We start from the raw sequence: 13,882 nt of genomic DNA on the forward strand, positions 1-13,882 counted from the left end.
CGTGACATAATCATGAGAGAACAAGTAAAAGTTATTAAGCTCAGTGGTAATTTAAACGCCACAACTTCACAAGAATTTCGACAAAATATCACTGATGTTATAGAAAATGGCGCGAAAATTGTGTTAGTTGATTTTAAAGATGTAACGTTTATGGATAGTTCAGGTTTGGGAGCTTTAGTCTTAGCTTTCAAAACCTTGCGAGCAGCGGATACAAAGCTTGTTCTATGCTCAATTAATGAGCAGGTCAGAATACTATTTGAACTGACTAACATGGATAAAGTATTTGAAATATTTCCCAGTCAAGATGCATTTAATCAGGTTTTACTTTCCAAGACATAACTAATCAAACTTCATTTGTAAAATCGATAAATCATCATCAAAAGCATCTTTGGAGTTCAGGGCAATTAAATAACTCAGTACGTGATCAAGTTGGCTATCAACAGGGTTTTGTAAGCTAACTAGTAGCTGAATAAAAGCATCTAAACTCCAAAGTGTACCATCTGATTTAGTGATTTCATAAGCGCCGTCACTAAAAATGTAAAGGGTACTGAATTTTTCAATATTGCAAAAACCATCAACATATTTTGCCTCTGGAAACATGCCGACTGGCATACCGGGGGTTTTTAAGAGTTTAACTTCAGACTTCCTTGGAGATGTGCCGGTTACTAAAACTGCTGGTGGATGACCTGCACTAGCATAAATTAACTGGCGATTGATTCGATTGTAAACTCCGTACCAAATAGTAAAATATTTGTCATTTTGATAATTCATCTGGAAGGTATCATTCAAAGCCTTCAATACATCACTAGGTTGATAGTAATTCAGACCTTTGAGCGCACGGGAACGCAACAGATTCAGCACTGAAACAGAGGGAAGAGTCGCTTTGAGTCCATGTCCGGCAGTATCGAGTAAGTAAATTGCCAGATAATCATCATCAAGCCAATAGTAATCGAAACAGTCACCGCCGAGTTGTCGCGAGGGAATAAATCGGAAATTTATATTGAATGGTTCAGTCATAGAAAAAGGCAGCAGCGATCGCACATATTCTGCTGCTTCTGACATTTCGGATTCTAAAAGCAACTTTTGAGCCTGTAAATCTCTACTTAACTGATGCAGGCGTAATCCTGCTCTTACCCGTGCTTGTAATTCATTATGCTCAATAGGTTTGGAGATAAAATCATCGGCACCAGCATCTAAACCTTTGACACAATCAGCAACGGAATCTAAGGATGTTAATAAAATAAAGAATGTGGTAAAAAATTTGGGGTCTGTCTTAATGCGGTGGCAAACTTCCAGTCCAGTCAAACCCGGCATGATCCAATCACAAATAATTAGTGCAGGACGGTAAGCCAGTGCCTTTTCTATTCCTTCCTCGCCGCTACTGGCTGTAACTACCTCATAACCCTGTTTTTCCAACATCCTTTTCAGGAGTATTTTTATTGAATAATCGTCATCAATTATTAGTATTTGAAACATAGAAAGTTGTAAGAAACACTCATTAATAATTTGCTGTAAAAATAGAAAATAAAAATATGATATGGGCTAGTTAGTAGTACATCTGGATTATACTACTAACTATTTTTTCTTTTTGCGTCGAATTAATGACTGTTTAACAGTCATAAAAAACTATGGCGCTGCCAGAGGATTTAACCACAAGAGGATGGTGGTTTTTAGCTGGTTTAAGTCACGGTATGCTTCTTGCTTAAACCATTGACCTAATGCATCAAAGGGGGTGAAAGATGTTCCAGTTTGCCATTTAATGTCTTGACCTAGAGGTGTTGTATGAGTTCCTGGTAACGTTTGTGCTGTCACCATATCATCAAAACGTTCTTGTAAGATTTTGGTTAAAGCTGCCGATTGATCAATGGTGTCATTACTAAATTTTATTAATAAATTGCGCCGGATATTGTAACGAGATTGGACAAGCTTGTTAGTTTCCAAGGGTGAGGGGGTAAACTCGATTTTCAAAGTAGAATTGAACTGTTCTACTAAGGGGATAGCTTCTTTCGCGGCGTAGTTGTTGAAGGATATTAAAATATTGCCTGCGCGTTCTACTTTAAAGAGGCTACCAATCAGCAAGTGAAGTTTACAGCCCATACTATGTCCAATGCCGTAGATGGGAAAGTAAAGCTTGCGTAATGCCCCAGAGTCTTGTAAACGTTCGAGAGTGCGGTCAAAATTGAGCAGCACGGATTTTGCGATCGCAGTATGATCCAATGTATTGACGAAAGGCGTAGCAATTACAACATAACCTTTACTTGCCAGTTGTTCGAGTAACCAGCGATAAGTGATGTGCGGTGCAGTGGCGACAAATGCACCTCCCAAAAAATGAACGATACCTATGGGATTTCGGGGAATGATTACCCAGTTGCCTCTGACTTCTTTCCAGTCCATGCTAATGAGCGATCGCTTTAGGAATATTCTTTATGTTAGACCGGGGATCGCAACCGTGGGAAGGATTATGGAAAAAGCTATTGAGGATGTCTCTATCCAACAGCGTCTATGGACTTATCTAGAGCATCTATACTTTTGCCAACTCTTTCTAAATCCCCATTACAAAACTTAATTACGTTAGCATAACAGTAGTGACCCTGCGGGCGTCACTACGAATTACGAATTACGTTAGCGCAGCGGTAGCGAGTCCGCGTACTCTTACTCTTAAGCAAGCTACGCTTTTAGCGTCTGTCTTTGCTACGCAACGCTACCGCGAACGACACGCTGTTCGCGTTCGTAGAGAGCGTTATTACGAATTATCTTAACGCTGAGTTTGTAATCTTTTCATTTCGTGTTGTACATCTAATGCAATCTGTAATGCTTCGTTGAGTAACCTTCCATGCTCAGTAGCCTGTTCCGTTACTTGCATGGCTGTTAAAGTTGCTAAATTGTTGACGAATAGTTCTGTATTACTAAGAATAAAGCTTTTATTTTCCCTCAAAATTCTTTCTGTTTTCAAAGCGCGAACTAAATCACTTTTGGTGAGTTTAAGTGCTTCGATAACACCCTCTCTTTCTTTTATAAGAACTTCCGGATTACCAGCTTCTTCTATTTGATCGTTGATATCTATTACTCTAATCACAGTATTATATCTATTAACCTCATTTAACAGGATTTGTAGAGATTTTGTCATATTATTTTTGACAATTTTATTTCTAGTTTTCCATATTAAATACAAGATAGTTTGTGTAAGACCACCAACCCAAAAACTTAAGATAATTAACAATATCCAAGATGGGATTGTTACCCATTTTACAAAAAGTTTAATGATTATATCAAATAAAATATACACGAAAACAAATGTAGAAAAACCAATAAAAACAACAGTTGCTCCTTCAGAACTTTTGATTTTTTCTATATATATCTTTGTTAATATCTTCAGAGGATTTGTAATGATTAAAAGATCCTCATTAACAGGTAAATTAGTCAGCTTTTGCAGCTCATCCTGACTAATTTCCAAGCCCTGTAAATCATCCCGCACAGCTTTTTAACCCTTGCCAGAATAGTTATTTAATCTAATATAGCAATCAATTTTCTGGAATGCTGGCATTTTGTCCAAACTTTATCAGGCAAGTTAATACTTCTAGTCAATGTAATTTTTTTTGTACAATATTATACTCTTTTGCCCAGATGACTATTTATACTATAAGAGTAACTAGAACGAAAATAAATCAATTGCCTTTGTCCTAGTAAACAAACATTTACAACTATAAGAAAAATTAATGCAAAATTCCGCAAAAACGGACTTTATTTGTTGAGTTATAAATAATCGTGTCTCACTAATTACATTAAGTTCGTTTTGGAGAAGATTGTTTCTGTTTTGAAATGCCACGCTGAGGGTTTAAAAATGGTGGGATGGGACAGTCTAGCGTCATAGCGATCGCTCTGAGTAAATCTGCTTCTGATGAAGTAACTTTGTTATCTAATAATACTGTGTGAGCACAGGCATCAACAATAGCCTGTTTGAGTTTGGGACTCGCAAGGCGGAGGCGCTCAATACTTTTCTTGAGTTCAGTGAAATTGCAGGTTAGTGGTATTTCTGGTTTTTCTTGTTCTCCGGCTTTGGGAAGTCGAAAAACTCCAGAACGAAAAGCATAGGTGATGTCTTCGGTGTGGGCATCGGGTTGGGAATGTCCAACGCGGGCAATTACGGACAGTACTAATAGACTATCTGGCCAAATCTGTTCGATGGCGGTGAATTCTACCGTTGTAGGCGAAGTGGGATTTATACTAGGTTGAAGCCGATGCCACAGTATTAACTGCAACACAAAATGCCATAGTGATAAACTTCCGGTGGCTACAGCTAAACCGTGAACGCATTTGCAAAGCCTTTGGCATTCTTTGGCAGAATTTTGGCGTAATACGGGTACTGCCAAATCCACAAGTGGTAAGCGAATGCTGGGATCTAACTGGCTAATTTCGCTACTAAATTCCAGGGTTTTTTCTACCAACTCAGTAGGCTGCACCTCGCGTAACCAAGCAATTTGACGTTCTTTGATCTCGATATTTTCTGTATCTAACGCTAGCGCAAAAGCGATCGCCATTGCACTTTCCTGCTCCCGCACGCCCAAGCGCAGGGATTCCGGTAACTGCGATAACAGCGCTTGAGCATGGGCAAAATGCTCTGGTGTAACGCTTCCAACTTGGTTTACAACCTTTGCTGGCGTGGCGCTGGAACCACCAGCAAAGCCCATTGTTAAGGATTCTTGGGAAGGGGAACGCATCTGATTGCGAGATGGCATTGCTGGCAAATTGCTGACGTTCAAACCCCCAACGCGACGAATACGTTCTGCTAAAGGTGGGTGGGTAGAAAACATATCTTCCCAGAAAGAGGGGTTGAGAGCATTGCCAAAAAACATGTGGCTAGCGGCTTCTGCACCCGGCGCAATCAAGCGTGAATCCATCTGTTGGAGTTTTTGGAAGACTCCGGTAAGTCCATTGGGGTTGCGAGTGAATTGTACTGCTGATGCATCGGCGAGAAATTCGCGTTGGCGAGAGACGGCGGCTTTAATTAAGCGTCCGCAGAGTAAGCCGATACCGCCAATTGCCATCAGTGCCAAGCCAAAAGCCCAGATAGGTAAACCCTTGCCTTCCTTGTCTGAACGGAAAGTATCACGAATTCGCCACAGAAATTCCCCGGTTATGTAAATGAACAAAATCCCGTGGAGTAGTCCCACTAAACGCAAATTTAGCCGCATATCTCCATTGAGAATATGACTAAATTCGTGGCCGATGACTCCTTGTAGTTCATCCCGGCTCAGGTGTTCCAAAGTTCCACGGGTAACTCCAATTACAGCATCATTGGGCGTAAATCCAGCAGCAAAGGCATTAATCCCGGTTTCTCTTTCCAGGAGATAAACTTGTGGGACGGAAATACCAGAAGCGATCGCCATTTCCTCGACTATATTTAATAGTTGTCGCCCTTGTTCATCGGCTGTTTCTGGTAGCAGGAGTCTTCCCCCCAATTCATGAGCGATTACGCTTCCTCCTTGACGGAGACAGGCGATTTTATAGAGACTTCCTACTGCGATCGCAACTATTGTAATCCCAGCCACGTAGAGAAATATCCCTGGATGCCACCAAACACGGGGAGCCATGCCGAACATAAATAAAGTGGCAATATAAATCGCCATAATCATGACTGCGATCGACAGGGAAAATAACCCGATTAATTGTTGCGTATTTTGGCGTGCCCGATCCTGATGTTCAAAGAAATTCATAGACACCTAAAAAGACACGCGTGGAGCATTTCTTATTTCTGGAGTAGCTTCGGCGAGCAATTCTGCAACAGTAAAGTTAAAAGTATTTGCCACAAGGTTGCTGGGGAAAGATTCGCTCTTGGTGTTGTAAAGTGTCACGGCATCATTAAAAGCCTGACGTGCAAAAGCAATCCGGTTTTCAGTGGAAGATAATTCTTCCATTACCTGAGTCATGGCGCGATCGGCTTTCAATTCTGGATAAGATTCTGAAAGTACCATCAACCGACTTAAAGCACCCGTCAGCGCTCCTTCAGCATTGCCCAATTGTTGCATCGCTTGCGGATCGCCGGGATTCTGCACAGCACGACTACTAGCATTAATTGCAGAATTCCGAGCCGCAATAACTGCTTCTAAGGTTTCTCGCTCATGTTTCATGTACCCTTTGGCAGTTTCCACTAAGTTGGGAATTAAGTCATAGCGACGTTGTAATTGAACATCGATTTGAGAGTAAGCATTTTTGTAACGGTTGCGATACTTGACTAAATCGTTGTAGGAATTAATGATAATTACAGCAACAATGGCAACTAAAGCAACAGAAAATATTAAAAGCCCCATATTTTTAGATTATTTCCATTAGCTACTTACTTTATATCCAGCAAAATTTGTGTGGATATAAAGATGAGTCTACTTGTAGCAAGTTGGCTTCGTCGTCTGTAAAATTAGTTACGCAATTGCACTGAGCTATATAGGTTATAAGATTTTTTAAATAACCACAGAAAGAAACACAAAAACAAGATAAATAATTTCTAACAATTCCAAACTTTTGTGAACTCTATCATCTCGCTTTTCTCTGTGTACTCTGCGTCTCTGTGGTTGATTAAAAATTGTAGTCAGAGTAAGTTACCCATGAATATGGATAAATAGGGAATAACCACTGGCAGCAAAAATAAAAAGGATAGCGGCAGGAAAAATTATTACATCCCTAACAATAAATAAAATCCAATCTTTTCTTAGTTCTTGTTTAAACTTAAGTTCTCTCAGCTTTCGCTCAAGTTCTACGTCTTCTTGCGACTGCAAATTTTCCTCTAATAAAACTAGCGCATTATCGTCTTTGCTGGCAACTATTTGGGATAAATCTGTTATGTCTGTCATGCTATTTAGATACCAAGAATTTCAGGGTCTAATTATCAGCTAAATTACTGCCGAATTCCTCAATTCAGTTGTAAATTTCTCTTCTATGTCCAACTCGATCAATAAAAATAGTTTTTTTCTCAAGGTCAAACTCGTAAATAACTCGATAATCTCCAACTCTCAGTTTAAAAAAACCTGATAAGTCAGCCGTGAGGGGTTGCGGTGTAATCTCGTCAAAATTATCAGCCAGCCAATTAATCTTGTTAACAATTCTTCCACAGACAGCTTTTGACAACTTTTCTAGGTCAGCTAGGGCTTCTGGTTCATACTCAACTAAGTAATTCATCCGTTCCCTAAATCCAGTCTTTGCATAACTTCTGCTGCGGGAATACCTTTAAAACCTGCCTCTCTACGCTTCTTAATTGCTAACAGTTCTTGTTTAAAATTATCCTTGATTGTTTGATTCGCATCTGGGTCTGCTAGAAATTCTTCTATTGTCTCTCTAACAGTTTCTCGAATCAGGGCTTTAAGTTCATCAATGGTAAGATTATTGACTTGCATAGTTGTAATTTCATAAAAGGCGTATTTACCAATTTTAGCCTATCGGTAATCATGAATTTGTCACATTAGATGGAGAAACTGTGGCAATTGTCTCACTCTACAGCATACAAGTACGTCCAGTCGGTAGAAGAGAAATTGCGCGATCGCGGCTGATAAATTTATAATTACTTCAAAATAGGAGATTTTCAAAAGGATAACTTTGCTTCCAACGATAGGTATTAAAGTCACGTTGATCTACTGAAAAAATGCGTTCATGCCCTAAATGTTCTGCTAAAATTACTAGGGAAGCATCAGCCAAATCCATTGGAAGATCAGCATATTTTTTCATTAATTCAATAATTCGAGGGGTATGATGAGGTTCTAAATTAAAAATCGTAAACAATTCTTGTTGTAGACTCTTTAGAAAAATAATTTCAGCGTCAACTCCCTTGCGAGTTAGCAAAAGATAACAAGTTTCTGTGACAACAGACCATGTTGTAATTAAAGGTTCGTTATATTGTTTTAAAGCTTGTTTTGCTCTTTCGTGGTGAATGTCTTTTTTATCAATAAGAGCTAACCAAAATCCTGTATCAACGATGATCATATTTATTATCTAATGTATTAGATAAAACTTCTTTATATGTAGTTGATAAATTTTCTTCCACAGAACAACAACCAATTAATCCAATTTCATCAAACTTATCATAGAGACTTTTTTCTTGACTATGATTTTCTGATTCTGATTGAGGATACCGCTTTTTGAGTAACTGAATAAAATCAAGTAGTAATATTTGAGCTTCTTCTGGTAAAGTATCAATATCTCTATATATTTCTTCAAATTTTATAAGCATAATTAACTTCTAAGATTGAGGAAAATTTTTGGTATGACCTTATTATAGATTACTTGTAAACCGATCGCGGCTGATAAATTATAAATTTATCAAGGCATATAGCTAAATCAAGTTTTAAATTTTAAAATATATGCAAATATTTATACAAAAAGTTTTAGTGGATGATTCATCTGTGTTATTTGATCTGGTAAATGTTCATGTTTTAACTTCTGCATCTCTTCTTTAAAAGTTTTCTGAACGATTTTGACGATTAAAACTTCCAAATCTGCGACTGTCAAACCACTTAGAAGCTGATCTGATGAAGCTTGGAAATTTTGCATAGAAAATATTTCTGCATCTTGCTGTATTAGTGTGACTGATGGTTTCTTCTCTAGCTCAGAGTAATTTAATGATTCACTTTTAATCATATCTTCAGTTATTCTAGGATTTTTTTGATTCCAATTTGAAACAATTTCAAAATAACCCGCGGCATCTTCTAAACAATACTCAAACATATTTAATAATATATCTATCCAACCGCTTTTTCGTAAAAATACTTTTCTGGGATTCTTACGAAAATAACTACCGCCAATCTTTTTATTTACTTTAATTTCAAGGTGTTCAAACAAACCATTTAAACCTTTATAGCCATATAATTGTGAATAATCTCTAAAATCAAATAACTTTATTTCATTAACGTTTGAATGTATGGCTAGAGCTTTTGATCTATTTCTCAACGTTATCAGATCACTATCTTTTATATTGAAGCCAATAAATATTTTATTTTTAAATCTTTCAATATCTTTTATGATTTCCTCAACAAGTTGATTTTCCTCAGATTCAAATTCTAAAAACTTAATTTTTATATATTGTTGCTTACTTGTTTTGAGAAGTAGAGTAATGGTGTATCCATATATTTTTTGTACTGCTTTTCCCTGTACCTGTAAATAATCCGGCCAAAATTCTAAGTCAAGAAAAACCAAATCATAGATAGAACCATTAGAAAAGTTATTGATAAATTGCCCATCAATCTTGACCTCTATCTTATACATAAAATACTTTGGGGATTATTTACATATTAAAAATATACAAAAAAATAATTACAATCAAAACAGGATATACACGTATTGAACCGCTAATCTATTTGCGTTTACCTGCGTGCATATGCTGTTAGAAATTCAGACTTTTCTAGTTACACAACCTTACTGAATGCACTAATACGATCGCACCTTTCCTCAACCCTCTACAGTCAATCCATTAAACGCTATCTTTTCCATAAAATGTATCGCGCTTTGTTCTGGCTTGTAAATAAATCAAGTTTTGAACTCGTAAACTAACTTTTGTGACTTGTAAAGCAGCTTTTGTGACTCGTAAACCAGCTTTTGTCAACGGATTTCAGCAAATTTACCCCCATTTTTCCGTCTGCTAAGTTCTCTTCAATAAAAAAACGCAAATATACGCATTTAAACGCCATTTTCAGCGTTTATATACGTATAAATGCGATAAAAGTGGAAACTATTCCAGATTTAATGCACTAACGCGATCGCACGTTTCGTCAACGCTTCAGCAGTCAATCCATTAAACGCCATCAACTCTCCAGCACTGGCTGTAGTTTCCCCACGCTTCCACGCAAAGGTGTCGCGCTTGGCTGTACTCCGTAACAAAATTGGTTCTAGTATCCCCGCAGCACCACCAGTCACCGCAATTAACGCATCACCATCAAATAATTCTGCAAATGCTGTATCATCCAAGAAACCGCCTTCGGGTTCAGAACAAGTATCCCATGCGGTATCATGGCTACGGTACAATTGCCGAGGATTAATAACAGAAACTATCTTCACGCCAATACCTTCAGTTTCCAAGAAAGTAGCAGCTTCAAATACTGGTATTAATGTTAAGTCGCCAATTACAGCAAACACAACTTGTTTATCACCAGCAATTTCATGTAATAGCACTGCACCATCACGCAACCCTTGACGAGTTTGTTCTAAAGTTGTGCGAATTGGTAACGGCGATTTACTAGCTGTAATCACAACTCCCTTATTCTTAGTTTTCAACGCCCAGTCATAACAAGCTTGAATACTATTAGCATCAGGTGGAAATAATGGGAAAACATTTCCATTTCGCATCAACGAAGCAAAGTAAGCTTCAATTTCGGGACGTTGGTGAGTCCAACCGTTGCGCCCTTGCTCTAATGCGCCTGCTGTGAATAAAGTAATAGTTGAGGGAGTTGGACGGCGCAATTCTGCCATTGCTTGGGTTACAGTTTGCCAAATTGGTAATCCGTTGATGGCAAAAGATTCGTAAGAACACCACAATGTTCTCGCACCCATTAACGCTAAACCGGCAGCTAAACCGGCACAAGCATCTTCACTCAATGGTTCATAAACTTGTCCATTTGGTGCTTGGTTATATAAATCGTCGGTTGTGGGGTGGATAATCTTTAATGCTTGGTTGATATTGGCAATTCCAGATGCTTCATTACCGTCGGCGTTGGTGACAAGGAAATTCTGATCTTTCTTTCCAACTATTCCTACCAATCGTCCCATTGCGGTTGTGGAAACTTTGGGTTCGCCACCGACTGCATATTCTTCTAAAGGCAATTCGCCTAATTCTGGTAATGGGAATTCAAATTCTGTCACCACAGTTTTTGCGGCTGGGCCACCACCGGCGCGTTCTGCATTTGTTCTGACTAATTGCCAAGCTTCCGCAGACAAAGCACGGGTTTGCAATGCACTAACAATATGCGGCGCATCCAGCGTATCTTTAGGATACAAGTTGTGAGATTTTGCACCCCGCGCATGGACTCCTGCGCCTTTGAGTTGTTTAATAATGAAGACGGTAAGTTTACCACCCAGTGCAAAACGCGCTGCTTTATCTACACCCGAAAGTACTGCTTGAGTAAATTCTAGGCGTTTCTCAAAAGAAAAGGCGGTGCTATCAACGTAATCTCCCGACTGGTTTTGATCGTCGAAATCTTTGGCATCCACTAACACCACTTCATCAAAACCGTTACCTTGCCAATATGCTTGCATCTGTTCATTAGTTTTCAGGGAAACCATGCTGTGATGTTCTTGGCTGTAACCGTTCCACACCAGCACTGGCAAGAAGTTGGTGACAGCAGGATAAGCAGTATGGAAATGCGCGATCGCACTTACAATATAAGGCTCACCCAATCCACCATCCCCAACTGTAAAAGGGAACAACTTATCTTTGTGTAACAGTGCAGCCGCCATTGCAAAGTGTTGTCCTTGTCCTAAAGGCCCAGCAGGTGCGAGAATACCGGGAATGTAACCGGAAAGGTGTCCTAAAAGTCCGTGCTTTTCTCGAAAGCGATCGCGCAATTGTTGAACTGTAAAAATTCCCATGTCCTCTAACGAACGATCCAAGAACATGGCACTATAAAATCCAGGGGCGTGGTGTCCGACTTCAGTAATAATGTTCTTGTATCCCAGCATGACAAGAGATGCGTAAGCTTCTGCTTGGCTGGCGAATCCGCCGGGATGCCCAGAGGCTTTACTACCAGTAACTTGTAAAGTCAGGTAGCGTAAGGCATCGGCAGCTAATAAAGTTTGATATACAGCTGTTTTGTCTGTGGGAGATGCGATCGCTATTTTTCCCGACTCAATAGCAGGTTTTGCACCATGAGTTTCAAAATCTGGTAACGCTTCACCAAAATATTGAATCCCTTCAGAAAAATTAGGAAGCGCTGAAGATGCCTTTGCGGAGATTGCAGTCATGCTGAGTACCTTGTGACGATTAGGTGAAACTGTCTGACTTTTCACGGTATCTGGGGAACCTCTCTCTAAATCTCTCTGCTAAAAGGAGAGAGATTTTGAACTTTCCCCCTTCCCGCGTCGGGAAGGGGGTTAGGGGGTTAGGTTTTTCGTAGGCTTTTCCAGATGACATGAAAATTCAGATGAAACTGTAGATGCTCGTTGAATTTAACAAAAATTTTACATCTTCGAGGTTGTAACAGTTTATTGCTTTTTTGCAACGTTAGAATAAGTACTTTAAATGGTTACGCAATCGAAATTTCAGTTCGTTTAAGTAGCAAAAAAATATTAAGTAGCAAAAAAAATTATGAAATTACCAAATGGGCCACAAATCCCAGCTTTTTTACAGATGGCGCGCTGGATTGTTAATCCGATGTCATTTATGGAGGATTGTGCCAAAAGCTATGGCGAGATTTTTACTCTCAGATTAGATAAAAATCTTCCTCCTATGGTGATTGTCAGCAACCCCCAAGCGCAACAGCAGATTTTGACAACTGATACCAAGGAATTAGAAGCCCCTGGCGATCTGAATAAGGTGTTTGAACCTTTGCTGGGCAAGCGTTCTGTGATTAGCATTAGCGGCGCAGAACACCAGCGTCAACGCCAGTTGTTAATGCCTCCCTTTCACGGCGAAAGAATGCGGAATTATAGCGAAGTGATTACCGATGTCACCAAGCAAGTCATTAGCCAATACCAGATAGGTAAACCCTTTAATATTCGGTCTGCAACCCAAGCCATTACCTTGCGGGTGATTATGCAAGCTGTATTTGGGCTATATGAAGGGCCTCGCGCCGAAAAACTACAGAACTTTTTGGGCGATCTTTTAGAAAAAGCTAGTTCCCGGTTAAGTGTGGCTTTGCTTTATTTTCCAGCTTTGCAAAGGGATTTTGGCCCGATTAACTTCTGGGGAAAACAGATACGCCTTCAGCAAGAAGCTGACGAACTCATCTACGAGGAAATTCGGGAACGTCGAGAACAACCAGATTCATCACGCACAGATATTCTTAGCTTACTCATGGCTGCTAGAGATGAAGCAGGTCAACCCATGACTGATGAAGAGTTGCGCGATGAATTGATGACTCTGTTAGTCGCCGGTCACGAAACCACAGCGACAGCCTTAGCATGGGCATTCTACTGGATTCACAAAGTACCATCAGTGCGCCAAAAGCTACTGCAAGAATTAGATAGCTTGGGCGATAACCCAGACCCCAGCACCGTTTTCAAATTACCCTATCTCAACGCTGTTTGTTCCGAGACATTGCGGATTTACCCAGTAGGTATAGTAACTTTTCCCAGAAAAGTAAGAACACCAATATCGCTAGGCGGCTACGAACTAGAACCGGGTACAGTCCTACTTGGTTCTATTTATTTGACCCACCAACGGGAAGATATTTATCCAGAACCTAAGCAGTTTAAGCCAGAACGTTTTTTAGAACGGCAATTTTCTGCCTATGAATATTTGCCATTTGGGGGTGGTGCAAGACGTTGTATTGGTCTAGCATTTGCCCAGTTGGAAATGAAGCTAGCACTTGCTCAAATCCTTTCTAGTCTAGAATTAGAGCTAATTGATAATGGTGAAGTGCGACCTAAACGCCGTGGTTTGGTGACAGGGCCAGATCGTCCTATTGAGATGGTTGTCACGAGTCAACGTCAGGTGAAGTCTCCCATTTTACAGACAACCACTGCTTGATGCTGGAGGGTTTAATGGTTGCGTTCAGCAAATTTTAAACTTCCATCTATACATTTAGATAGATTTTAAATGTTTTTACATAATCCCCTATAGTCCTCTTTTAATCAGGACTATAGGGGATTTTAATATATTGCAACTGTAAAAAGAATGGCTTTTAAGACTGAATGTATATACCAATATAGGGCATTTTTACATCACCAAAAGACATAATTTAAGTGGGTA

The 13,882-nt window shown here is 39.4% G+C and carries 14 protein-coding genes; 2 read left to right on the forward strand and 12 right to left on the reverse strand.

Going from position 1 to position 13,882, the window contains the following annotated elements:
• Positions 1-12 precede the first annotated feature (12 nt).
• On the forward strand, positions 13-339 hold the full coding sequence (locus ABF638_RS09805) for an STAS domain-containing protein (RefSeq protein ID WP_069073387.1): 327 nt from the start codon (positions 13-15) through the stop codon (positions 337-339).
• On the opposite strand, the gene ABF638_RS09810 is transcribed toward ABF638_RS09805, so the two are convergent.
• The 12 genes from ABF638_RS09810 to ABF638_RS09865 form a co-directional block, all read right to left on the reverse strand.
• Complete coding sequence (locus ABF638_RS09810) at positions 340-1,476, reverse strand: PP2C family protein-serine/threonine phosphatase (RefSeq protein ID WP_069073388.1); 1,137 nt, start codon at positions 1,474-1,476, stop codon at positions 340-342.
• A gap of 150 nt (positions 1,477-1,626) precedes the next feature.
• Positions 1,627-2,394: a DUF1350 family protein gene (locus tag ABF638_RS09815; RefSeq protein ID WP_435022384.1), complete on the reverse strand. Its 768-nt coding sequence runs from the start codon at positions 2,392-2,394 to the stop codon at positions 1,627-1,629.
• 361 nt (positions 2,395-2,755) lie between these two features.
• The gene (locus ABF638_RS09820; protein WP_435022386.1) at positions 2,756-3,475 is read right to left on the reverse strand and encodes a hypothetical protein; all 720 of its coding nucleotides are present in this window, start codon (positions 3,473-3,475) and stop codon (positions 2,756-2,758) included.
• 307 nt (positions 3,476-3,782) lie between these two features.
• Positions 3,783-5,714: a M48 family metallopeptidase gene (locus tag ABF638_RS09825; RefSeq protein ID WP_435022388.1), complete on the reverse strand. Its 1,932-nt coding sequence runs from the start codon at positions 5,712-5,714 to the stop codon at positions 3,783-3,785.
• Positions 5,715-5,720: 6 nt separating this feature from the next.
• On the reverse strand, positions 5,721-6,308 hold the full coding sequence (locus ABF638_RS09830) for a LemA family protein (RefSeq protein WP_181927988.1): 588 nt from the start codon (positions 6,306-6,308) through the stop codon (positions 5,721-5,723).
• Between the two features lie 285 nt (positions 6,309-6,593).
• The gene (locus tag ABF638_RS09835; RefSeq protein ID WP_435022390.1) at positions 6,594-6,845 is read right to left on the reverse strand and encodes a hypothetical protein; all 252 of its coding nucleotides are present in this window, start codon (positions 6,843-6,845) and stop codon (positions 6,594-6,596) included.
• Positions 6,846-6,909: 64 nt separating this feature from the next.
• Positions 6,910-7,170 carry a type II toxin-antitoxin system RelE family toxin gene (locus ABF638_RS09840; protein ID WP_435022392.1) on the reverse strand — a complete coding sequence of 87 codons (261 nt, stop codon included), beginning with the start codon at positions 7,168-7,170 and terminating at the stop codon, positions 6,910-6,912.
• Positions 7,167-7,385: a hypothetical protein gene (locus ABF638_RS09845; protein WP_435022394.1), complete on the reverse strand. Its 219-nt coding sequence runs from the start codon at positions 7,383-7,385 to the stop codon at positions 7,167-7,169. The genes ABF638_RS09840 and ABF638_RS09845 overlap by 4 nt, the downstream gene beginning before the upstream one ends.
• Positions 7,386-7,554: 169 nt before the next feature.
• Positions 7,555-7,968, reverse strand: a complete 414-nt coding sequence (locus tag ABF638_RS09850; protein WP_435022396.1) for a type II toxin-antitoxin system VapC family toxin — start codon at positions 7,966-7,968, stop codon at positions 7,555-7,557.
• On the reverse strand, positions 7,955-8,215 hold the full coding sequence (locus ABF638_RS09855; protein WP_069073395.1) for a DUF2281 domain-containing protein: 261 nt from the start codon (positions 8,213-8,215) through the stop codon (positions 7,955-7,957). Before ABF638_RS09855 ends, ABF638_RS09850 begins: the two co-directional genes overlap by 14 nt.
• Positions 8,216-8,355: 140 nt before the next feature.
• Positions 8,356-9,246, reverse strand: coding sequence for a hypothetical protein (locus ABF638_RS09860; RefSeq protein ID WP_435022398.1), 891 nt, complete (start codon positions 9,244-9,246; stop codon positions 8,356-8,358).
• A 474-nt stretch (positions 9,247-9,720) separates the two neighbouring features.
• A complete protein-coding gene (locus tag ABF638_RS09865) occupies positions 9,721-11,934 on the reverse strand; it encodes a phosphoketolase (protein ID WP_435022400.1) in 2,214 nt (737 codons plus the stop codon).
• A gap of 343 nt (positions 11,935-12,277) precedes the next feature.
• Here ABF638_RS09865 and ABF638_RS09870 point away from each other — a divergent pair, with 343 nt between their 5' ends.
• Positions 12,278-13,660 carry a cytochrome P450 gene (locus ABF638_RS09870; RefSeq protein ID WP_435022402.1) on the forward strand — a complete coding sequence of 461 codons (1,383 nt, stop codon included), beginning with the start codon at positions 12,278-12,280 and terminating at the stop codon, positions 13,658-13,660.
• Positions 13,661-13,882: the final 222 nt, after the last annotated feature.

Origin of the sequence: Nostoc sp. CALU 1950 (genome assembly GCF_051172895.1) — a bacterium.
GTDB classification, from domain to species: domain Bacteria; phylum Cyanobacteriota; class Cyanobacteriia; order Cyanobacteriales; family Nostocaceae; genus Nostoc; species Nostoc edaphicum_A.

What these genes read in the sequence shown, in the direction of transcription:
- ABF638_RS09805 (WP_069073387.1), top strand. Translation starts at nt 13, where the DNA reads ATGAGAGAACAAGTAAAAGTTATTAAGCTCAGTGGTAATTTAAACGCC.
- ABF638_RS09810 (WP_069073388.1), bottom strand. Translation starts at nt 1,476, where the DNA reads ATGTTTCAAATACTAATAATTGATGACGATTATTCAATAAAAATACTC.
- ABF638_RS09815 (WP_435022384.1), bottom strand. Translation starts at nt 2,394, where the DNA reads ATGGACTGGAAAGAAGTCAGAGGCAACTGGGTAATCATTCCCCGAAAT.
- ABF638_RS09825 (WP_435022388.1), bottom strand. Translation starts at nt 5,714, where the DNA reads ATGAATTTCTTTGAACATCAGGATCGGGCACGCCAAAATACGCAACAA.
- ABF638_RS09830 (WP_181927988.1), bottom strand. Translation starts at nt 6,308, where the DNA reads ATGGGGCTTTTAATATTTTCTGTTGCTTTAGTTGCCATTGTTGCTGTA.
- ABF638_RS09835 (WP_435022390.1), bottom strand. Translation starts at nt 6,845, where the DNA reads ATGACAGACATAACAGATTTATCCCAAATAGTTGCCAGCAAAGACGAT.
- ABF638_RS09840 (WP_435022392.1), bottom strand. Translation starts at nt 7,170, where the DNA reads ATGAATTACTTAGTTGAGTATGAACCAGAAGCCCTAGCTGACCTAGAA.
- ABF638_RS09845 (WP_435022394.1), bottom strand. Translation starts at nt 7,385, where the DNA reads ATGCAAGTCAATAATCTTACCATTGATGAACTTAAAGCCCTGATTCGA.
- ABF638_RS09850 (WP_435022396.1), bottom strand. Translation starts at nt 7,968, where the DNA reads ATGATCATCGTTGATACAGGATTTTGGTTAGCTCTTATTGATAAAAAA.
- ABF638_RS09855 (WP_069073395.1), bottom strand. Translation starts at nt 8,215, where the DNA reads ATGCTTATAAAATTTGAAGAAATATATAGAGATATTGATACTTTACCA.
- ABF638_RS09860 (WP_435022398.1), bottom strand. Translation starts at nt 9,246, where the DNA reads ATGTATAAGATAGAGGTCAAGATTGATGGGCAATTTATCAATAACTTT.
- ABF638_RS09865 (WP_435022400.1), bottom strand. Translation starts at nt 11,934, where the DNA reads ATGACTGCAATCTCCGCAAAGGCATCTTCAGCGCTTCCTAATTTTTCT.
- ABF638_RS09870 (WP_435022402.1), top strand. Translation starts at nt 12,278, where the DNA reads ATGAAATTACCAAATGGGCCACAAATCCCAGCTTTTTTACAGATGGCG.